This window comes from Nocardia sp. NPDC004260 (assembly GCF_053603155.1).
Genome location: NZ_JBSGEZ010000033.1, coordinates 1 through 19,012 on the forward strand (window position 1 = coordinate 1; position 19,012 = coordinate 19,012).

Sequence of the window (19,012 nt, forward strand, 5' to 3'; positions counted from 1 at the left end):
TTCTACATAACCAAAAAAGAATTCTTTCTGGGGGGGGGGGGCCCGCGCGCCCCGCCCCGCCCGCCCCACTGGTTTTCGGGTAGCGGGTAGCCGCTGGTCTGCCCAGCCTTTCCACTGTTGTTCTTGGTCGTAGGGGCGTTTCGGGGTGTTCAGGCGGTCGATAGTGCGGTGGTGGTGGCGTGCCACAACTGCCGCCAGGGGTTGGCCCAGGGCCAGTGCGCGGGCAAGTGCAGGACGGGTCTGCGTTGCGGTCGGGTGAAACGAGCGGGAATGTTGATGATCTTCCGACGCAGGGTCGCCCCGCGAGCGCGGCCCAGTTGCGGGTCGGCCAGCCGACCGGCGGCCCGGAGCAGGTTGTGGGCGATCGCCGCGCACAACACCCAGGCGGAATTCGCGCCGAAACGCCCAGACGGCATATGCGCCAGCGGGCCGTCGATCAGGTCGGCGAACACGGCTTCGATCACGGCATGGCGACGATGAGTAAGGTCGGCGTCCACGACCGGTTCGGTCGAGTCGGTGAAGAACGAATGATACCGCCAGACCGGGAACAATTCATCCTGACGAGCAGCATCGCGGACACGGCGCACGATCAGCCGGGCGGTTACCCGGTCAGGCTTGGAAGCAAAAGCGGTGTAGAGAATTTCGGCGACTTCGGCATCGGAAATCCATGCCCCGGTATCCGGATCTTGCACCGCACCCGGATACTGCACCGGGGTCCACGCATCACCGGGAATCGACGCGATCGCCCGCGTAACGGCACGGTTCTTCGTCAACACCAGCGAGAACCGGGCACCTGCCCGGCGGCATGCGCCAACGACTGCGCGGCTGCCATGGGCCGAATCTCCACGGACGAGAATCTCACCGGTGGCACCGGCGGCCCGCGCAGTGGCGACGGCCTGGGCAACCATCCGACCAGCACCCTTGCCCGAGCCGGCCCTACCAGCCCGCAGCCTCATCCCCGCGATCACCGGCGCCGACAGATCGGTGCTGATCGTGGCTGCCAGCGGTGAAAGCCCCTTACGCAGAACCGGTTTACCCGACACCTTGGTGAACCCGTAAGATGCGCCCTGCTTGGCATACCCATACACCGGCCGCAACAAGGAATCGATATCGACGAACGCCCGCCGGTCGGCGCCCGGCAGCAGATCGACCCGCCGACACAGCCGTGACAAGTGCGCACCCAGCACCGATTCGAGCCGGCGGGCGTGACCGAAACTGAATTCCCGCAACAAAGTGCCGATCGTCGACGGCGCATACACCTGGCCGAACACCGTGGGCATGCCGCCGCTGCGAAGCACACCGACATCATCGATGCTGTCCGCGCCAGCGCACATCCCCGCGATCAGCGTCGTCAGCTTCGGCCCGGCATTCGCCGCTCCGGAACGGATCCGCGGCCCGGTGATCGTTACCTTCCGACTCAGCAGTTCACCCAGTCCGGTCTGCTCGGCCAACCGCAGCACCGGCACCAGCCCGGCCAGTGACACCAGACTCCGATCATCGAACACCGCTGACTCCGCGGCGAACCTAGGCAAAACTTGCACCCGAAGTGCCCTTCTGAACCGGACCGATCACTGCCTAGACAACAGCGATCATCCCAGCTCAAAGGGCACTTCTCCATTCACACCACCCAACCCCGCAGTAACCGATCGGTGAATCGAGGCTGAGAGCGCCTGTGGTGCGGCCCAGCCGAGTTCCGGCGGGCCGCATGGTGTGCAAACCATTTCGCCGGATCTCGCGCGAACCGACATAGGGAGGCATACAACCGTAGTCGCCGCCGCACGTGGATCGACCGTTGCGGCGGCACTGTACTGCCTACTCCCTTGGGTCCTACCATGGCTCGATCACGACTGGCCGGCGCGGCCGTGGCTCGGGGGACTCGGCGCCGGCAGCAGCTCTTGACTTCAAGTCGACCTCAACTCGCATGCTGAGCGCAGCACTAGACTAGGAGAGGTGAACGTGACAACCTTCGGAGCAAAGCAGAGCCGAGGCTACGATCAGCGAGGCTACGATCAGCGAGCTTCCCGCCTGCTCGGGCGCCTTTACCGCCGGATCGCCGCGGACATCGACGCGGTCGAGCGATCGGGGGCGTGGGTGCTCGATGTAGGGACCGGGCCGGGGGAACTCTTGGCACAGTTGCACTGCCTGCGGCCGGATCTACGGCTGCACGGGATCGACCTGTCACCGCACATGAGCGAACTCGCCGACGCGAAACTGTCCGGCGGCGGTCGAACTCTCGGTTGGTGACGTCGCCGCGCTCCCCTATCCCGACGACAGGGCCGCTATCACCACGACGACGCCGAGACCGTGCCGATGATCCTGATGGGCAAGCAGGTGGGTTTGTCGCTGGAGGAACTCGCAGCGCTGTTCGCGGAGGCGTCCGACCGCTCCGCTCGCCGCGAACTGCTGCGTGCGCAGCGAGACCAGCTCGTCCGCCGGATCGCCGAGGCCACCGCGGCGCTGGAGACCATCTCGCACGCACTCGACTGTGCCGCCGCGGACTTCCGCGAGTGCCCGCACTTCCGGGCAAAGGTCGCCGACGCGCTCGCACTGGTCACGAACCGGTCAAGCCTGCGGGGATAAATCGTTATGTGGCACGGAATTCCGTCCTGACGGCGCAGTTTGCCACCGCGTGGTGAATCAGCGGCGAAAGGCGGTGCTGCGCCGCGTTTCTCGGGATTAGGATCGATTCCTGCGAACATGGACACAGCAGCCAGTAATACTTCGACTCGATAGAGGTGCCCCGTGAGCAGGACGATTCGAGTACCCGCGGTGGAACTCGCCGATCATGTCGGCGAATCCGTCGTGGGGTACGGCACCCTAACCCAAGCAGGAGTGGTCCAGCCGGGCGGCGACCTCGTGGTCGCGGTTTTCGGCGTGGAGACCAACCGGCGCGAGAAGTCTTTCACGCCGGGTCAATTGGTCGAATTGGAGGTTACCGACTGACCACGGCCGCCGGCTTCGGATGCGGGTGCAGCGCCGTTGCGTGCCCCACCGCGCCGGCCGCCCGGTTCAACTGATCAGCGCGTTCATGATGGTCCCCGCGCTGGTCGCGATGACGCCGCCGAGTATGCCGCCCGCGACCATTTTCGCCGACACGAGCGGACCGCCGTTCCACTTCTCCCAGGCGAATCTGCCACCGGCATAGGCGATTCCCGTGACTCCGGAGAGAATCACGAACCACGTGAAATACCGGAACAGCTGGAGGATTTTTTCCGAGTTCGGGGGGGCTTCGGGGACCGGGTCGTCCACCTGAGCCAGAAGAAATGCTTCGACTGCCGTATGGATCGTCATTGATCTGTCTCCGTCGCGTTTCCGCAGGACAAGTTATACGCAATCGCTATGACGTTCGAAGTATCGCGATCCCCGCGGCTCGCGTCAACCCCTCGCCGGGCCGAGGCCACCGCAACGCCGGCGTTCGCCGCGCGCGAAGCCGTGTCGAACCGCCGTGGACGGGTAGTGCGTGCATGTGAGCTACGACTGTGACGGCACGGCGGGCGGTGACCTCGACCCGGTTGCCGCGCGGGCGGTGATCGAACAAGCCAAAGGCGCGGTCATGCTGGTCTATGGCCTCGACGCCGACGAAGCGTTCGACATCCTGCGCGTGCGGTCGCAGGAAACCAACACCAAATTGCGCGTTCTCGCCGCCAATGTGGCCGCCGAGCTACCGTCGGTCGGCATGCCCGGCGTGACCAGCGAACTGCGCAGCCGGGTCGACCGGCTGCTGTCGACGGCGCACGAGCAAGGGCGTTGAGCGCCGCTGCGGGCTACCGCTTCTGGGCGACGGCGAAGATCCGCCGGAAGGGCAGCCAAGTGGTGCCGTCGGCGCGTCGAGGGTAGGCGTTGCGCAACAGTGGGGCGAGTTGCGCTGTGAATTCCTGCCACTGCGCGTCGTCGAGGGCCCCGCGCACGGGCGTCAATGCCGTGCCGGTGACCCACTCGAGCACCGGATCTTCTCCGGTCAAGCGTTGCAGGTACGTCGTCTCCCAGGCATCGACCGCCCCGCCCGCGGCGGCGAGCAGGTCGGCGTATCCGGCGGGATCGAGTACCGCCCTCGGCTCGAGGATGCCCGCTCGTCCGAGGCTGTCGCGCCAATCGTCGCGCGCGGCCACCTGGCGGATCGCCCGGTGCGAGGCCGCGTCGAAATTGCCGGGCACCTGCACGGCCAGAAACGCGCCAGCGGGAAGCTCTCGCATCCACCGAGCCAGCAGGCCCGAATGCCCGGGCACCCATTGGAGGACGGCGTTGCAGACCACGACATCGGTCTCCGCGCTCGGCTGCCATTCCTGTACCGCCCCGAGCGTCGCATCGATGCCGCGATCGCGCGCGGCCGCGACCATCTCCGGCGACGAGTCGAGCGCTCGCACGATCGCGCCCGGCCAGCGCCGCGCGAGGACCGACGTGAGATGCCCGGGACCGCAGCCCAGGTCCACCACCACCCGGGGTTCGGCTGCGGCGACCCGGCTCAGCAGGTCGAAGAACGGGCGGGACCGGTGATCGTCGAAGGCGAGGTACTGCTGGGGATCCCACATAGGCCACTCCGAGGCTCGCTACCAAACCGTACGTACGTACTGTACGCCTGCCTCGTGCTCAGAAGAAGGTCCCCGAGAGCGGCAACGAGTCGGTGGCGAACAGCGCGTCCGCGACCGCGACCGCACCTGGACGGTGTTCGTCGACACGGCCCGCGAAAGCCAGTTCGCGCCACGTCGTTCCGCCCAGATAGGCCGCCGCGAGATCGGAGATACCCGTGGTGAGATCCGGGGTTTCCCGGACTCGTCGCACGCCGTCGACAGCGATCCGGTAGCGGCCGGAGTTCGCCGTCAGGATCGGGCCCCGCACCTCCACCACGACCGCGGCGGCCTCGCGATAGGTGCACCGCGCCGGCGCGTGCCCGACATCGACCAGGCGCAACCAGGTCTCGTCCCTGGTCGACACCACGCGCACCGCGCGTTCGTCGGTGAGCAGGTGGCGCAGCGGACTGTCTACGACTCCGCGGTGCCGATCAGTTCGCCATCGATGTAGGCGCCGAGCGTGCGGCCGGGCTCCGACAGCTCCGCGGTAGGGGTCAGCGGCGGCAAGCCCACCATGGCCGTGCGGAAAAGAGCGTTGGCGGAACGGATGTCGTCCTCGGTGACGAGGGTCTGCACAGCGACGGTCACGACTCGATCCTGCCCGAGCCGCCATCGAATGCCGACCTGCGGGCACGCCCCGGCGGAAAGTCAGCTGGCATCACGGTTTCGTAACGGGCCGCGGTGGGTATCACATAGCTATGACGGAACACCGACCAACCCGCATCGCCGGTGTGGAGCAGGGAACCGGCGCGCTCGCTTTGACCACGTGCCTTGCCTTTTCGATCGGCATCGCCGCGCTCACCCAATCGGCGTTCACCACTCTCGTGGCGTGTGTGAGCATCGTGGCGGGGCTCACACTCGTGCTGAACATCCTGCCGCGCAAGGCCTGACCGCGCGGACCTTGCCTCGCATGCCGAATCCTGGTGGCATCTACCCGGGTATCGACGTCAATCGGGAGGCAGGCATGCTGTCGTTGCAGGAGATTTCGGATCGACTCGAGATCGAAGACCTGATGGTGCGGTATTCGCACGCGGTCGACACTCGACAGTGGGACTTGCTGGACGAGGTGTTCACCCCGGATGCGCACATCGACTACTCGGCCATGGGCGGATCGGTGGGCGATCTGGCGGCGACGAAGCAGTTCCTGGCCGCCGTCCTGCCCAACTTCCCGGCCTTCCAACACCTGATCAGCAACTCGTCCATCCGAGTCGACGGTGACACCGCCACCGGGCGGACGATGTGTCACAACCCGATGCTCGTGTCCGGCGGCGACGGACCGCCGACGATGATGCTGTGCGGCCTCTGGTACCACGACACGTTCGTCCGTGTGGACGGACAGTGGCGGATCAAGCAGCGCGTCGAGGAGAAGAGCTTCCTCTTCGTCGCGCCCTCCGCTCCCGGCATGGGCTGACGCGACGGAGACCGGCCGCTGCCTCAGCGCGCCGACAGCGCGGAGGGCGGGGCCTCGGACGTGTGAGCGGGTTCCTCGCGCGCGGGGCTCCCGTCGCCCACGACCTTCCGCCTGCGGGCGACCAGGAACAGCACGACCAGCACCACACTGAACCAGACGTAGGTGTTGCCGATGAAATGCTGCCAGGGTGTCCACGCGGTCTCCCGGTGCTCGCCGTCGGGCAGCCAGTTGTGCGGGCCGATGACGAATACCGCCGCGGTCACCACGAACGTCGCCCACCACCCGATCGCCCGCCTGCCCGGCAGGCGGGACGCGTGACCGACCATGGCGAACAACGCGGGCGCGATCCACACCCAGTGGTGGGACCAAGAGATCGGCGAAACCAGCAGCGTGAAGACGGCGTTGAGGGACAGCGCGAGCGCGGGCAAGTCGGCGGCTCTGCGCATGGCGGTGACCACCAGCGCGAGCAGCAACGCGCCGAGGACCAACCAGATGATGGTGAACGCGGGCTCGGGCGTTTCGAAACGAGAGAACACCGCTTGAATCGACTGATTCGTGTGGAATGCCGAACCGCTCAGCCCGGACACGTTGCCCAGGCCGCCGAACCAATACTTGACGGACTCCTTCGGCAGAATTGCGAAGCCGAGCGCCGTGGCGGCCGCGCCGGTGACCGCGGCGGTCGCGGCCGCGCGGTAATCCCGCCGGACCAGGAAGTAGAGCACGAAGGCCGCGGGCGTCAGCTTGATCGCGGCGGCGACGCCGATCAGCATGCCCCGGGGCCAGCGCGACTTGTGGGTGAGGCAATCGGCGGCGACCAGGGCCATCAGCAACAGGTTGACCTGACCGAAGTCCAGCGTGGAGTGAATCGGCTCCAGCAGCAGCCCCAGCGGAGTGGCGCACGCGGTGGCCCAGACTGCCAGCCGGCGCTGCGACTCGTCCGGCCACACCCGCCGGGCCACCAGATAGAGCGTGAGGGCCAACGCGGCCACCGACGAGACGAAGAAGCTCAACGCGGCGACGTCCCAGGGCAGCATCGCGAAGGGGCCGAGCGCGAGCGCGGCGAAGGGCGGGTAGATGAACGGCAGGCCCGCTCCGATGGTGGTCTGCGGCAATTGCCCGTACATGTCGGCGCCGTGCCGCATGGCGTCCACGCCCAGGCGATACACCTGCAGGTCGATGAACCCGCCGGTGATCTTGTGGAACGGCCAGACCGGTGTCAGCAGGCAGAACGCGGAGAACGCGAGTGCGAGGACCGGCGCCGGGCGCAGCACGCGCGCGAGTCGACGGTTCTGGGACATCGGCGTTCCGGCGGTGGCGGTGACACTACTCATCCGCGGCGACTATACCGACCCGGGTCCGCTCGTTCACCACATGGGGAGGCGGATTCGCGACTGTCGCGTGAGGGCCGCGGAAACGGGTAAGCCGCCACCAGCACAAGGGGCACAGGAGGTCGGCCGATGGTGACGAAGGCGCCCGGCGCCGCGATGTACGTCCCCGAGAACGCGGATCTGACGCGGCTGCGGCAAGCGGCCTGCGACTGTCACGGGTGCGATCTCTACCGCCATGCCACGCAGACGGTGTTCGGCGCGGGGCCCGAGGACGCGGACGTGGTACTGATCGGCGAGCAGCCCGGCGATCAGGAGGACGTGGCAGGCCATCCGTTCGTCGGTCCGGCGGGGCGGCTGCTCGACCGGGCGCTGGCGGAGGTCGGCATCGACCGCGACGCGGTCTACCTGACCAACGCGGTGAAACATTTCAAGTTCGTGGAGCGCGGCAAGCGGCGCATCCACAAGCAACCCGGCCGCACCGAGGTGGTCGCCTGCTCGGCATGGCTCGACGCCGAACTCGATCTGCTGCGTCCGCGGTTGGTGGTGTGCCTCGGCGCGATCGCGGCGCAGGCGGTGCTCGGCCCCGCGTTCAAGGTCAGCGCGCGCCGCGGCGAGGTCGTCGAGACGGCCGACTTCCGCGCGATCGCCACCGTCCACCCGTCGTCGGTGTTGCGCGCGCCCGACCGTACCGCCGCCTACGAAGCGTTCGTCGACGATCTGCGCGTAGTGCGGGAACAACTGGGAAAGTCGGCGGCGGCGCGCTGATCACGCGGCCCAGGACAGGAGTGAGTGGATGAGCACCGACGAGATCGACCCGGAACTGCTGGAACTGGCCGCCAAGGTGTTCGACTTCGCTCGGCGCGGAGACACCGCGAGGTTGGCCGCCTATGTGGACGCCGGCGTGCCGGTCGACCTCACCAACGACGCGGGCGACACCCTGCTCATGCTCGCCGCCTACCACGGGCACGCCGATGCCGTGGCGGCGCTGCTGCACCGGTCGGCCGATCCGGACCGCGCCAACGACAAGGGCCAGACTCCGCTGGCCGGTGCGGTTTTCAAGGGCGAGAGCGAGATCGTGCGACAACTCGCGGCGGCGGGCGCCGACCCCGACGCGGGCACCCCGTCGGCCCGCGACGCCGCGGTCATGTTCGGCAAGACCGAGCTGCTGGAAATCTTCGGCTGAGCTGGTCACCCGCGCTTGCGCACGGCGGTGACGGCCTTGCGCGCGGCCACCAGAACGGGATCCCACACCGGGGAGAACGGCGGGGCGTAACCGAGATCGAGCATCGTCATCTGCTCGACGGTCATCCGGGCGGTCAGCGCGACCGCGGCGATGTCGACGCGCTTGGCCGCGCCCTCGCGTCCCACGATCTGGGTACCGAGCAAGCGTCCGGTGAGGCGCTCGGCGAGCATTTTCACCGTCATCGGCGCCGCGTCCGGGTAGTAGCCGGCGCGGCTGGTGGATTCGACCTCGACGGTCACGTATTGCAGGCCCGCTGCCCTGGCGTCCTTCTCACGAAGACCCGTTCGGGCGACCTCGAGTTCGCAGACCTTGCTGACCGCGGTGCCCACGACGCCGGGAAAGAGCGCGTATCCCCCGCCGATGTTCGCACCGATGATCTGACCGTGCTTGTTGGCATGGGTGCCGAGCGGGATGTGGCGTTCCCGGCCCGAGACGAGGTCGAGCACCTCGACGCAATCGCCGCCAGCCCAGATGTTCTCGTGCCCGCGTACCCGCATGGCGACATCGGTCCGCAGCCCGCCGTACTCCCCCAGCGGCAGACCGGCGGCGTGAGCCAGTTCGGTCTCCGGGCGCACGCCGATGCCGAGCACCACCACGTCGGCCGGGTATTCCGCGGTGTCGGTGACGACCGCGGCGATCCGGCCGTCGTCATCCGTCCGGAACTCGGACACCTCGACGTCGCCGACCACCTTGATGCCCATTCCGCACATCGCGTCGCGCACCAGAGCCCCCATGTCGGGGTCGAGCGTGGACATGGGTTCCGAGCCGCGGTTGACCATCGTGACGTCGTAGCCGCGCCGGATGAGGGCCTCGGCCATCTCCACGCCGATGTAACCGGCCCCGACCACGACGGCGCGGTTGCCGCGCGCCCGCTCCAGCGTGTCGAGCAGGGCCTGCCCGTCGTCGAGCGTCTGCACACCGTGCACGCCGTTCGCGTCGATACCGGGCAGCCGCGGCCGGACGGGGCGGGCGCCGGTGGCGATGACGAGGTGGTCGTAGGACATCCATGCCGAAGCGCCGGTTTCCCGGTCGCGATAGCGCACGCGAGCCTGCTCGGCATCGATCTCGGTGACCGCGGTGTGCAGGCGCAAGTCGATCTCGCGGGACCGATGTTCCTCGGGCGTGCGGGCGATCAGGGCATCCCGGTCGGCGACGTGACCGCCGACCCAATACGGAATGCCGCAGGCCGAGTAGGAGGTGAACCCGCCGCGCTCAAAAACTACGATCTCCAGCGCGTCGGCGTCCTTCATCCGGCGCGCCTGCGAGGCCGCCGACATTCCGGTCGCGTCACCGCCGATGACCACCAGTCGCTCGCTCATGGCTTCACGCTACGTTCGGCGTCCACCCGGCGGCCGCGTGGGCCACCGTTCCACGAATTTGCTGGTTGCGCTGCGGGTGACCGATCCGTACTTCACACTGATCTTCTGGCAAACGCGGTATGAGGGCAGCGTTTTGACCCGGGAGCACGACATGACCGAGACCCGACCCCCTTCCGACGACGAACGTCGGCTCGCCGAACTGGGCTACAAGCAGGAACTGGCCAGATCATGGTCGGGTTTCTCCAATTTCGCCATCAGCTTCACGATCGTGTCCATCCTGACCGGTGGATTGGCCAGTTATGGCATCGGTCTGGCGAACGGCGGTCCGATCACCATGGCCTGGGGGTGGCCGCTGGTCTCGCTCATGGTGTTGTTCGTCGGACTCGCCATGGCGGAATTGGCCTCCGCCTACCCCACCTCCGGCGGCTTGTACTGGTGGGCCGCCGAACTGGGTGGACCGGTGTGGGGCTGGTTCACCGGATGGTTCAACCTGATCGGGCAGATCGCCGTGACCGCGGCGATCGATTACGGCGCCGCCATCTTCACCACCGTGGTGTTGAACGTCGTCGGAATCGACATCGGCACCGACCGCACCGCGATTTTCCTGGTGTTCGCCGCCATCCTGATCTTGCACGCCGTCCTGAACGTGATCGGCCCGCATCTGTCGGCGGTGATCAACAACGTGTCGGCGTGGTGGCACGTGGGTGGTGTGGCGATCTTCGTGGTCGTCCTGGGCTTCGGAGCGGAACACCACCAGAGTGCCCGATTCGTCTTCACCGAGACGGTGGACAACAGCGCGATCGGATTCGGCGGGGTCGCGTTCAGCTTCCTGCTCGGCCTGCTGCATGCGCAATACACTTTCACCGGCTACGACGCTTCTGCGCATATGTCGGAGGAAACACACGATGCGTCGCGGATGGCGGCCAAAGGGATCATCAACACGATCGTCGTGTCGGCGATCGCCGGATATCTGCTCATCATGGCGGTGACGTTCGCCATCCCGAATCTGGACGACGCGCTGGATCCCGCGAAGAACAGCGGCTATCCCGTGATCTACATCCTGGAGAACTCGCTGAACGGCTTCTGGTCGGGTTCGCTGCTGATCATCGCGGCGGTCGCGCAATTGTTCTGCGGATATGCCTCGGTGACCTCGGCTTCCCGAATGCTGTTCGCGTTCGCGCGGGACGGCGCCGTGCCGGGGTCGAGGTTCTGGTCGCGGCTTTCCACGCGCAAGGTACCGGTGCACGCGGTGCTGTTCATCTCGTTCTTCGCTTTCGTGCTGCTGATTCCGTCGATGCTGGTGCCCGCGGCGAACGCACCGACCGCCTACGCCGCGGCGACCTCGGTCGCGACCATCGGGCTCTACATCGCCTACGGCATTCCGATCCTGTTGCGGCAGCGGCACGGGAGCCGGTTCCGCACCGGCCCATGGCACTTGGGTGCGTGGTATCGCCCGGTCGGCGTGGTCGCGTTGATCTGGATCGTGCTGATCAGCTTTCTGTTCATCCTGCCCACCGACGCCCGCGGCTATCCCTGGCACAGCGAATTCACTTGGAACACCGTGAACTACGCACCGATCACCCTGGTCGGCGTGGTGGGCGCGATCGGCATCTGGTGGCTGGCGTCGGCCCGGACCTGGTTCACCGGGCCGAAACGGACGGTGGACGAGCCGCCCGCCGACCAGCCGGAGCAGGAGGCGCCGGCCAACGCCTGAGGCACGACCGGTCCGGTCGCGGCTTCCCTGATCTGGCGTATCGAGTTTGTCGGCCTCGGTCGCTAGGGTGTGTCGGCATGGAAAGGACCGACCTGGTGCGTTTTTCGCCCGCCGGGAGAATTGTGTTCCCGGGCAATCCGTGGCCGGAAGGGCACGCGATCGAGGAGTTCGCGTGGACCGGCCGCATGGACCAGGCCGGCAGCCTGTGGTTCGATCTGCATCTGCGCTCCGCGGCGTACAACGCCGAACGCGACCCCGCCCACGGCGAGGAGGACGGCGAGGACTGGCTGTCGCCGATCGTATGGCAGAACTATCACAGCTGCACGCTGTCGTCCACGTACTGGGGCGAGGACGACGCCACCGGCCTGCGCGCCGCGGCGCCGGGTCGGCCCTTTCGACTGAAATCCGAACAGTGCCTCACGGTCGACCCGCTGCCCCTCGCGCACGCCGACGACGTCGAATACCTGGCGTTCAACATCTATCTGCTCGGGCACGACTCGGTCGCCGACCAGGAAGTGTCGTTCACCCGGCGGTCCGACGGCAGGCACGACATCGACTGGCAGGGTCGCATCGCGCTGACCTACGCGGGTCAGGTCGAATTCCGGTACCGATTCCGGGCCCGGATATCCGGCGCCACCCTCGAATACATCCGGTTCCCTGCGGAAATCTCCGCCGATCGAGCGCTCCGCCAGCTCGGCGCTGTGCTCGACGCTCCCGAGGAGTTCGAACTGGGTCTGGTCGACGGGCAGCCCGCGTGGGTGTCGAGAATGCCGGCCTAGCCTTTTCGGCGCCGGTTCACCGGTTGCCGGTATGGCCGGGCAGCACGCACACCGAATCCAAGCCGAGCACGTGGTTCAACCGGCCGAACGCCAGCCATGAGCCGATGCTCATGCTCAGTTCGACGACTTCGGCCTGGCTGTAGCGGGCGAGCATCCGATGCCAGAACTCTTCGTCCAGGTTGTGATGATCGGTGGCGTAACGCTCGGCGTATTCGGCGGCGAGCCGGGTGCGTTCGTCGAAAGCGTCGGTAGTGCGCCAGTTCGTGACGGCGTCGGCGAATTCGGGCTCGACCTTGACCCCGTCGCGTTCGGTGCGCCAGTCCATGCAGAACAGACAGCCGTTGATCTGGGCGATGCGCAGCCGGGCCGCCTCGAACTCACGCAGGCCGAGCGTGCTGTGCGAGTACACCGACAGCGAGAAATTCGAGGCGGCGACGCCGATGCCGGGGACCATCTCGCCCCAGACGTAGCCGATCGGATCCTTGCCCTCGGGAACGTCGATGATCATGGGTGCTTCCTTCGAGTTTGCCGACGGCGGGACGCAACGGGACATCGAGTGCGTCGTAGAGTCCGGGTTTCGCCGCCACCAGCCAGTCGATTGCGCCGACCAGGCGGCCGACGGCCGTGGCGTTCCCGCCCACGGAGCGGTTGCCGTCTTCGTCGGTCGCCTCGACGGTCACTTCGATGCGCGGGCGCCCCTCGATGATCACCCGGTGCGCACCCGCGCCGCCGTCGGCCGGTACGGGCCAATCGGGCGCACAGGTCGGATGGATGCGGGTGACGTGTTCGACAACCAATCGCGGCTGCCCCGCGACGATGCCCTGTACCTCGAAACGCACGGCCCCCTGGGTGCCCGCCTCGAATTCACCCATGGACATCGTGGTGACGGTGGCGTCGAGGGCGCGCCGATCCAGCGTCTCGCGGATTTCGTCGAGTTCGACACCGAGCGCCCGTGCCATCAGCCGGATCTGCCCGCCCCACACCATGGTCGGCACCGACGGCGCGAGCATCGGCGGCTGATAGTCCATCGGCTGTCCCATGCCGACCAGGTAGCGCACCGAGTCCGGCTGGTCGTAGGTGGAGTAGTCGAAGATCTCCTGGCAGCGGATCGTGTCCACCGTGCTCCCCAGCCCGCTGATCAGCAGCGGCAGTACGTCGTTGCCCCACCCGGGGTCGATACCGGAGACGAACAGCGATCCGCCGCTCTCGGCGATCGCCGCCAGTACCGGGTCGCGTACCTCCGGCGGTGCGTTGCGCGGATCGTAGAGCACGTAGAGAGCCGGGGTGACGACCACCGCGCCCGCACGCAGCGCGCGCACGATATCGGCGAGCGCGTCGTCCGGCCGGATGTCGCCGGAGGCCGCGTAGACCACCGCGTCCGGCCGTGCGCCGAGAATGGCGCCGACATCATCGCTCGCGGCGACGCCCAAGTCCCGATCCAGCCCGCCGATTTCGCCCGCATCACGGCCGACCTTCACCGGATCGTGCACCAGCACCCCGGTCAAACGCAGCGCGGGGTGCGCGTCGACGGCGCGGATGGCCGCCCGGCCGACATTGCCGGTTCCCCAGACCACCGTGGAGATCATCGATCGAGCGTAGCAAGCGCTTGGTCGGCTGTTCGGCGTTCCGGAAAAGCGCTCCGATCCGGCCTCGAAGCAGCTATTTCTCGCTCTCGACCGGCGACGCGATGCGCCACAGCGCACACCCGCCGATTCCAGGAGCGACGGTCGCAGCGGACCGTTCGCCCATGGCAGCGCGGGACAGCGCCGCCCGATCCCACGCCCGGCTCGCCACTGCGCACCATTGGGAAATGGCGTGAACTCCCCGGTAGCGTTGGGGCTCGGGGCATTACCTACCGCCAGGGGATCGCGGCGCAGTTCCGGTACGGTATATCCCGCCGCCCGGCGCGGGGGCGGCGGTAGGGATCGGGTGGAAAGGCAGGCGCGCGACAGTGAACGAGCGGTATTCGTCGTGGGCTGCCCGGAATACGCCCGAAGAGCTGCCACTGGCCGCGCGTTACCAGAGCGCGGATCCGATCCGCTGGCACGGCAGCATGGTCTACCCGATGTACACCGAGCAAGTCGGCCCCGCGCCCACCACCATCGCCTTGACCATGATCTCCGCCGCACCGCCCGCAGGGCTGCGTGGGCTCGGCATGGGTCTGTCGGTCGTCGACGGCTATCTGGACCTGCACGGACGTTCACTCGCCGGAGTCGACGCGTGGAGCGACGCGCTGGCCGCGGGGGTCAGCTTCGCCGTCACGCCCACCGCGCCGCTGACCCTGGTGACCCTGACCCCCGTCTGGGTGGACGAATTCGGCACGCAGAAGTCGTGGGCGGGCAACTACGGCATCGTCGTCGAGCACCGGCCCAACGGTCGCGTCGTGCTGTGGTGCAGCATCGGCGAGGGACCACCGAACTTCGCGAACCTGGTCGTGGAACTGTCCACCGCCCCCACACCAGTCGCCACGGAGCCTCCGGCTCCCGTCGCGCCCGCGACGGCTCCGATCGGCATGAATCCGCCCATCCCCCGGGCGCTCTCGTCGGCGGCGGCCCCGCCTACCGCGCCTACCATGCCCGTTCCGCGTATCGACGCCGCCACGGCCGCGAGCGCATCCGCGACGGCGGCCGAACGGCTCACCGGGGTTTCCTCGGCAGCCGGTGGCGGTGCCGAGAAAACGACGGAAACGACCCCGCCCCGCCGCGCAGGCAGTCTCTTCGTGAATCTGCAGTCGTCCCGCGCCACACGATCCACTCCGGGAACTCCACCTTCCACTCCCGGCTCCCGAGCCCCGGACAGCGCGCAGCCGGCGTCGAGCTCGACCACCGAAGAATTCGTAACGAAGGCAGCGCGCAGCGGGGCCCATCCCCTCGCCGGCGAGACCCCACCCGCGGTAAACGGCGTGTTCCAGTCGCCTGAGCCGCAGCCGGAGTCCGAAGTAGCCGCCCGGAACCTCGCTCACCATCCGAGGATCGCGCACGAGAGAACAGCGCCGGACTCGTACGCAACCTTCGGACCTCCGGTCGCACATACACATCCGCCCGAGGACCCGGCACGCTCCCGCACCGGCCTGCTGCTCGGCAACACCCCACCCGCACCGAACGCTGCGCTACCCACTCGTCCCGCGGCGGACGGCCCGAGCACCGAATCCAGCCCGGTCGTCGCGGATCCGTGGACCGCGCATCCATACCGCGCACTCGACCCCATCGGCACACACGCCCAACCCCAGACAGGCACCTCACCTCCTGGGTCCGGGCCGGTCCCCCAGGCCACTCGAGTCCCAGCCGACACCTCCCCCTCGGCGGACGGTCCACACTCCCGATCGAGCCCGCGGGTCGCGAACCGTCCAATTGCGGCAGACCCCAACGCACTCGACCCCGTCGACACACACGCCCAACCCCAGACAGGCACCTCACTTCCCGGGTCCGGGCCGGTCCCCCAGGCCACTCGAGTCCCAGCCGACACCTCCCCCTCGGCGGACGGTCCACACTCCCGATCGAGCCCGCGGGTCGCGAACCCTCCTGCTGCGGCGGACCCATATCGCGCATTCGGCCTCGCGGGCACGCACACCCAGACCCTGGCACAGACTTCGCCTTCGAGCTCCGGCGCTGCGGAGCCGAATCACACCCACCGAGAACCGAACTCACCGCTCGGCGGACAGGTGTCGCAAACGCCCCCCGCAGCGGAGGAACCCGGCCGTGAGCTCGACCCGGTGGCCACGGACGGCAGCCCCAAGGCGAACGTGCCGAGTACCCGGGCTCCCGACACAGCGTCGGTGCCGAACGACATCCCGGCGTCCGACGAACGGCAGGCTCCGGCCGACGCTCCGCCCCGGGCGGGCGAGTCCAGGCAGTCGGGCGACCCCGGGTATCGCGGTGCGCTCTACGACCTCGGCGTCGCGATGTACCGCCGCGGCGACGAAGAGCAGGCATGCGGACTGTGGGCGCAGGCCTCCGATGCCGGGCACGCGGGTGCCGCCTACGAACTCGGCATGGTTCGGCTGCGGCGCGGCGATCCCGTCGGGGCCGAATCCTGGTGGCGCACCGCCGCCGACCGCCACGAGCCGCGCGCCATCGCCGAACTCGCCGATCTGCTCGACCAGCTCGGCAAGCACGCGGAGGCCAAGTCCTGGCGGGCTTACGCCGCCGAGCGGCAAGACCCGGACGCGGTCGGCCAGTCGACGCCGCGCTGAACCCCACGGCCCGAGCCGCTGGTGCCGCGCGAGCAGCTCGGCGCTTACCGCAGGCTGGTCGAGTTGGGTTTCTCCGGAGTAGGGGGAAGTGTGGCCGCGTCGTTGCGGCGGGAGTTTCCCGCCCGCGCCGTCCACAGCGCTTGCGGGGCGGCCCGGATACCGCTCGAGCAGCCGGTCGGGCTCGTCTCCCCGGATCGCTGGCTGATGCTGTACCGCGCGCTACGCGCCTGAGGGGAACCGGACCCGCTACAGGAACGTATCGGATACATTCATGCATCGAGACGTGGACAGGAGCAGCGTGACCAACTTCGGCGACTACCAGAACGAGATCTACTTCCAAGGACTCGGCGGTGTGCTGCCCGATTTCCCGATGACGTACACCGACCTGGAAGCCAAGGCCCGGGCGGCGCTGCCACCGGGGATCTGGTCGTACGTCGCGGGCGGAGCCGGCGACGAGCTCACCCAGCGGGCCAATGTGACGGCCTTCGAGAAACTGGGCCTGATCCCGCGCATGTTGCGCGCGAGCAAGACGCGCGACCTCTCGATCGAGCTGTTCGGCATGACGCTGCCGACGCCGATCTTCCTCGCCCCGGTCGGCGTGATCGGGCTGTGCGCCCAGGACGGGCACGGCGACATCGCCACCGCCAAGGCCGCGGCGCGCACCGGCGTCCCGATGGTGGCCTCCACCCTCACCGTCGATCCGCTCGAGGACGTGGCGGCCGAGTTCGGCGACACCCCCGGGATGTTCCAGCTCTACACCCCCACCGATCGGGATCTCGCGCAGAGCCTGGTCCAGCGGGCGGAAGCGGCGGGATTCAAGGCCATCGTGGTCACTTTGGACACCTGGGTGCCCGGCTGGCGCCCGCGCGATCTGACGGTCTCCAACTTCCCCCAGCTGCGCGGCCACTGCCTGGCCAACTACTTCAGCGATCCGGTCTTCCGGGCCCTGCTGCCCAGCCCACCCGAACAGGATCCGAAAACTGCCGTCCTCAACTGGATCTCGCTGTTCGGCAACGCGTTGACCTGGGACGACCTGGCGTGGCTGCGATCGCTGACCGACCTGCCGCTCGTCCTCAAGGGCATCTGCCATCCCGACGACGCGCGGCGCGCCAAGGACGCGGGCGTCGACGGTATCTACTGCTCGAATCACGGCGGCAGACAGGCCAATGGCGGCATCCCCGCGATCGAGCATCTGCCGGAGGTGGTCGCGGCGGCCGATGGCCTGCCGGTGCTGTTCGACTCCGGCGTCCGCACCGGCGCCGACATCGTGAAAGCGCTGGCGCTCGGCGCCACAGCCGTCGGCATCGGACGCCCCTACCCCTACGGGCTCGCCCTCGGCGGTGTCGACGGCCTCGTGCACGTGGTGCGTTCGCTGCTCGCCGAGGCCGATCTGCTGATGGCGGTGGACGGCTACCCGACGATCGCCGACCTCGGTCCGGAAGCGATCCGGCGGCTCGCCTGATCCACACGAAACCGCCCGTCAGGCGAAACGCCCCGCGCGTACGGCTCGCCCGGCGATCAGGGCGGGCCGCACGCGCGGGGCGGCTCGGAATCAGGCCGACAGGGGCGTGAAGTCCCGGCTGCCGATGTAGCCCGGTCGCGGCGCGGGCGCGGCGAACGGGTCGACGAGCGTGTTGTGCACGCTGTTGAACACCACGAAGATGTTCGAGCGCGGGAACGGCGTGATGTTGTTCGACGACCCGTGCATCAGGTTGGAGTCGAACAACAGCGCCGAGCCCGCCCGGCCGGTGAATTGACTGATCCCGTACCGGTTCGCGAGCGCGGTGATGTCGTCGGTCGTCGGCACGCCGATCTCCTGCTCCTGCAACGACTCCCGGTAGTGCTCGGCCGGAGTGCTGCCCAGGCACGGCACGAAGGTGTGGTGCGAGCCCGGCATCACCATGAGACTGCCGTTGATCGGATAGTTGTCGGTCAGCGCGATCGACAGGCTCACCGCTCGCGGCGCGGGCATGCCGTCCTCGGCGTGCCAGGTCTCGAAATCGGAATGCCAGTAGAAACCGGTGCCGCGGAAACCGGGCATGTAGTTCACCCGGCTCTGGTGCACGTACACCGGCGAACCCAGCACCTGTTCGGCCAGCCGGAGCACTTGGGGCCGACGCACCAGTTCGGCGATCGCCTCGCTCAGCTTGTGCACCTCGAAGACCGAACGCACCCGGTTCGACGACTTCTCCACGATGACACGGTCGTCGTCGCGCAGCGCCGGATCGTTCGCCAGCCTCGTGATCTCCTCGCTGTACTCGCCCACTTCCGTGGGCGTGAGCAGCTGATCCAGGATGGCGAACCCATCGGCGTCGAACGAGGCCAGTTCCGGGCTCTCGACCTCCCCCCACACCGCGGGGTCGGCACGCTCCAAGTGCGGAGCGGGCGCGCCGAGACGGGTCGGGTAGCGATCGTAGCGAGCCGTCTCGGGCGGTGTTTCCGTGTGCTGCAGAACCAT

The 19,012-nt window shown here is 68.1% G+C and carries 23 protein-coding genes; 13 read left to right on the forward strand and 10 right to left on the reverse strand.

The window, feature by feature from the left end:
* Positions 1-149: 149 nt before the first annotated feature.
* Positions 150-1,541 carry an IS1380 family transposase gene (locus ACWEO7_RS20035; RefSeq protein WP_452425144.1) on the reverse strand — a complete coding sequence of 464 codons (1,392 nt, stop codon included), beginning with the start codon at positions 1,539-1,541 and terminating at the stop codon, positions 150-152.
* 409 nt (positions 1,542-1,950) lie between these two features.
* On the opposite strand from ACWEO7_RS20035, the gene ACWEO7_RS20040 reads away from it, so the two are divergent.
* From ACWEO7_RS20040 to ACWEO7_RS20050, 3 genes are all read left to right on the forward strand, one after another.
* The gene (locus tag ACWEO7_RS20040; RefSeq protein WP_452425146.1) at positions 1,951-2,244 is read left to right on the forward strand and encodes a methyltransferase domain-containing protein; all 294 of its coding nucleotides are present in this window, start codon (positions 1,951-1,953) and stop codon (positions 2,242-2,244) included.
* Positions 2,245-2,310: 66 nt separating this feature from the next.
* Positions 2,311-2,580: a MerR family DNA-binding protein gene (locus ACWEO7_RS20045; RefSeq protein ID WP_452425286.1), complete on the forward strand. Its 270-nt coding sequence runs from the start codon at positions 2,311-2,313 to the stop codon at positions 2,578-2,580.
* A 162-nt stretch (positions 2,581-2,742) separates the two neighbouring features.
* Positions 2,743-2,943 carry a hypothetical protein gene (locus ACWEO7_RS20050; RefSeq protein WP_452425147.1) on the forward strand — a complete coding sequence of 67 codons (201 nt, stop codon included), beginning with the start codon at positions 2,743-2,745 and terminating at the stop codon, positions 2,941-2,943.
* A 66-nt stretch (positions 2,944-3,009) separates the two neighbouring features.
* Here ACWEO7_RS20050 and ACWEO7_RS20055 read toward each other — a convergent pair whose 3' ends face one another.
* On the reverse strand, positions 3,010-3,291 hold the full coding sequence (locus tag ACWEO7_RS20055; protein WP_452425148.1) for a hypothetical protein: 282 nt from the start codon (positions 3,289-3,291) through the stop codon (positions 3,010-3,012).
* 175 nt (positions 3,292-3,466) lie between these two features.
* Between ACWEO7_RS20055 and ACWEO7_RS20060 the strand changes: the two genes are divergently transcribed.
* Positions 3,467-3,751 (forward strand): ANTAR domain-containing protein, encoded by a 285-nt coding sequence (locus ACWEO7_RS20060; protein ID WP_452425149.1) that lies wholly within the window; start codon positions 3,467-3,469, stop codon positions 3,749-3,751.
* A 13-nt stretch (positions 3,752-3,764) separates the two neighbouring features.
* On the opposite strand, the gene ACWEO7_RS20065 is transcribed toward ACWEO7_RS20060, so the two are convergent.
* The 3 genes from ACWEO7_RS20065 to ACWEO7_RS20075 are packed head-to-tail and all read right to left on the reverse strand — an operon-like array spanning position 3,765 to position 5,156.
* Complete coding sequence (locus tag ACWEO7_RS20065; RefSeq protein WP_452425151.1) at positions 3,765-4,529, reverse strand: trans-aconitate 2-methyltransferase; 765 nt, start codon at positions 4,527-4,529, stop codon at positions 3,765-3,767.
* A 58-nt stretch (positions 4,530-4,587) separates the two neighbouring features.
* On the reverse strand, positions 4,588-4,932 hold the full coding sequence (locus ACWEO7_RS20070) for a sterol carrier protein domain-containing protein (RefSeq protein ID WP_452425153.1): 345 nt from the start codon (positions 4,930-4,932) through the stop codon (positions 4,588-4,590).
* Between the two features lie 47 nt (positions 4,933-4,979).
* Positions 4,980-5,156, reverse strand: a complete 177-nt coding sequence (locus ACWEO7_RS20075) for a hypothetical protein (RefSeq protein WP_452425155.1) — start codon at positions 5,154-5,156, stop codon at positions 4,980-4,982.
* 110 nt (positions 5,157-5,266) lie between these two features.
* On the opposite strand from ACWEO7_RS20075, the gene ACWEO7_RS20080 reads away from it, so the two are divergent.
* Entirely contained in the window at positions 5,267-5,458 is a 192-nt protein-coding gene (locus ACWEO7_RS20080) for a hypothetical protein (RefSeq protein WP_452425157.1), read from the forward strand.
* Between the two features lie 74 nt (positions 5,459-5,532).
* Complete coding sequence (locus tag ACWEO7_RS20085; RefSeq protein ID WP_356965729.1) at positions 5,533-5,979, forward strand: nuclear transport factor 2 family protein; 447 nt, start codon at positions 5,533-5,535, stop codon at positions 5,977-5,979.
* A 23-nt stretch (positions 5,980-6,002) separates the two neighbouring features.
* On the opposite strand, the gene ACWEO7_RS20090 is transcribed toward ACWEO7_RS20085, so the two are convergent.
* Positions 6,003-7,310 (reverse strand): glycosyltransferase 87 family protein, encoded by a 1,308-nt coding sequence (locus tag ACWEO7_RS20090; protein WP_452425159.1) that lies wholly within the window; start codon positions 7,308-7,310, stop codon positions 6,003-6,005.
* Positions 7,311-7,436: 126 nt separating this feature from the next.
* On the opposite strand from ACWEO7_RS20090, the gene ACWEO7_RS20095 reads away from it, so the two are divergent.
* Positions 7,437-8,072 (forward strand): UdgX family uracil-DNA binding protein, encoded by a 636-nt coding sequence (locus tag ACWEO7_RS20095; protein ID WP_452425161.1) that lies wholly within the window; start codon positions 7,437-7,439, stop codon positions 8,070-8,072.
* A gap of 28 nt (positions 8,073-8,100) precedes the next feature.
* Positions 8,101-8,490, forward strand: a complete 390-nt coding sequence (locus ACWEO7_RS20100; protein ID WP_452425162.1) for an ankyrin repeat domain-containing protein — start codon at positions 8,101-8,103, stop codon at positions 8,488-8,490.
* Positions 8,491-8,495: 5 nt separating this feature from the next.
* Here ACWEO7_RS20100 and ACWEO7_RS20105 read toward each other — a convergent pair whose 3' ends face one another.
* The gene (locus ACWEO7_RS20105) at positions 8,496-9,869 is read right to left on the reverse strand and encodes an FAD-dependent oxidoreductase (protein WP_452425163.1); all 1,374 of its coding nucleotides are present in this window, start codon (positions 9,867-9,869) and stop codon (positions 8,496-8,498) included.
* A gap of 151 nt (positions 9,870-10,020) precedes the next feature.
* Between ACWEO7_RS20105 and ACWEO7_RS20110 the strand changes: the two genes are divergently transcribed.
* Together ACWEO7_RS20110 and ACWEO7_RS20115 are read left to right on the forward strand one after the other, a co-directional pair.
* Positions 10,021-11,583, forward strand: coding sequence for an amino acid permease (locus tag ACWEO7_RS20110; protein ID WP_452425165.1), 1,563 nt, complete (start codon positions 10,021-10,023; stop codon positions 11,581-11,583).
* A 77-nt stretch (positions 11,584-11,660) separates the two neighbouring features.
* Entirely contained in the window at positions 11,661-12,362 is a 702-nt protein-coding gene (locus ACWEO7_RS20115; RefSeq protein ID WP_452425166.1) for a hypothetical protein, read from the forward strand.
* A 16-nt stretch (positions 12,363-12,378) separates the two neighbouring features.
* Here the strand turns inward: ACWEO7_RS20115 and ACWEO7_RS20120 are convergent, their stop codons facing one another.
* The gene (locus ACWEO7_RS20120) at positions 12,379-12,816 is read right to left on the reverse strand and encodes a carboxymuconolactone decarboxylase family protein (protein ID WP_452425288.1); all 438 of its coding nucleotides are present in this window, start codon (positions 12,814-12,816) and stop codon (positions 12,379-12,381) included.
* The gene (locus ACWEO7_RS20125) at positions 12,740-13,948 is read right to left on the reverse strand and encodes an NAD(P)H-dependent amine dehydrogenase family protein (RefSeq protein WP_452425168.1); all 1,209 of its coding nucleotides are present in this window, start codon (positions 13,946-13,948) and stop codon (positions 12,740-12,742) included. The genes ACWEO7_RS20120 and ACWEO7_RS20125 overlap by 77 nt, the downstream gene beginning before the upstream one ends.
* A 365-nt stretch (positions 13,949-14,313) precedes the next feature.
* On the opposite strand from ACWEO7_RS20125, the gene ACWEO7_RS20130 reads away from it, so the two are divergent.
* The 3 genes from ACWEO7_RS20130 (at position 14,314) to ACWEO7_RS20140 (ending at position 18,016) form a co-directional block, all read left to right on the forward strand.
* On the forward strand, positions 14,314-16,554 hold the full coding sequence (locus ACWEO7_RS20130; protein ID WP_452425169.1) for a hypothetical protein: 2,241 nt from the start codon (positions 14,314-14,316) through the stop codon (positions 16,552-16,554).
* A gap of 21 nt (positions 16,555-16,575) precedes the next feature.
* The gene (locus ACWEO7_RS20135; RefSeq protein WP_452425171.1) at positions 16,576-16,785 is read left to right on the forward strand and encodes a hypothetical protein; all 210 of its coding nucleotides are present in this window, start codon (positions 16,576-16,578) and stop codon (positions 16,783-16,785) included.
* A gap of 67 nt (positions 16,786-16,852) precedes the next feature.
* Positions 16,853-18,016 (forward strand): lactate 2-monooxygenase, encoded by a 1,164-nt coding sequence (locus ACWEO7_RS20140; RefSeq protein ID WP_452425173.1) that lies wholly within the window; start codon positions 16,853-16,855, stop codon positions 18,014-18,016.
* Between the two features lie 90 nt (positions 18,017-18,106).
* On the opposite strand, the gene thpD is transcribed toward ACWEO7_RS20140, so the two are convergent.
* On the reverse strand, positions 18,107-19,012 hold the full coding sequence (gene thpD / locus ACWEO7_RS20145) for an ectoine hydroxylase (protein WP_452425175.1): 906 nt from the start codon (positions 19,010-19,012) through the stop codon (positions 18,107-18,109).

Coding starts and splice junctions, on each gene's coding strand:
- ACWEO7_RS20045 (WP_452425286.1), top strand. CDS start 2,311: ATGATCCTGATGGGCAAGCAGGTGGGTTTGTCGCTGGAGGAACTCGCA.
- ACWEO7_RS20055 (WP_452425148.1), bottom strand. CDS start 3,291: ATGACGATCCATACGGCAGTCGAAGCATTTCTTCTGGCTCAGGTGGAC.
- ACWEO7_RS20065 (WP_452425151.1), bottom strand. CDS start 4,529: ATGTGGGATCCCCAGCAGTACCTCGCCTTCGACGATCACCGGTCCCGC.
- ACWEO7_RS20080 (WP_452425157.1), top strand. CDS start 5,267: ATGACGGAACACCGACCAACCCGCATCGCCGGTGTGGAGCAGGGAACC.
- ACWEO7_RS20085 (WP_356965729.1), top strand. CDS start 5,533: ATGCTGTCGTTGCAGGAGATTTCGGATCGACTCGAGATCGAAGACCTG.
- ACWEO7_RS20090 (WP_452425159.1), bottom strand. CDS start 7,310: ATGAGTAGTGTCACCGCCACCGCCGGAACGCCGATGTCCCAGAACCGT.
- ACWEO7_RS20095 (WP_452425161.1), top strand. CDS start 7,437: ATGGTGACGAAGGCGCCCGGCGCCGCGATGTACGTCCCCGAGAACGCG.
- ACWEO7_RS20100 (WP_452425162.1), top strand. CDS start 8,101: ATGAGCACCGACGAGATCGACCCGGAACTGCTGGAACTGGCCGCCAAG.
- ACWEO7_RS20105 (WP_452425163.1), bottom strand. CDS start 9,869: ATGAGCGAGCGACTGGTGGTCATCGGCGGTGACGCGACCGGAATGTCG.
- ACWEO7_RS20110 (WP_452425165.1), top strand. CDS start 10,021: ATGACCGAGACCCGACCCCCTTCCGACGACGAACGTCGGCTCGCCGAA.
- ACWEO7_RS20115 (WP_452425166.1), top strand. CDS start 11,661: ATGGAAAGGACCGACCTGGTGCGTTTTTCGCCCGCCGGGAGAATTGTG.
- ACWEO7_RS20120 (WP_452425288.1), bottom strand. CDS start 12,816: ATGGTCCCCGGCATCGGCGTCGCCGCCTCGAATTTCTCGCTGTCGGTG.
- ACWEO7_RS20125 (WP_452425168.1), bottom strand. CDS start 13,948: ATGATCTCCACGGTGGTCTGGGGAACCGGCAATGTCGGCCGGGCGGCC.
- thpD (WP_452425175.1), bottom strand. CDS start 19,012: ATGGTTCTGCAGCACACGGAAACACCGCCCGAGACGGCTCGCTACGAT.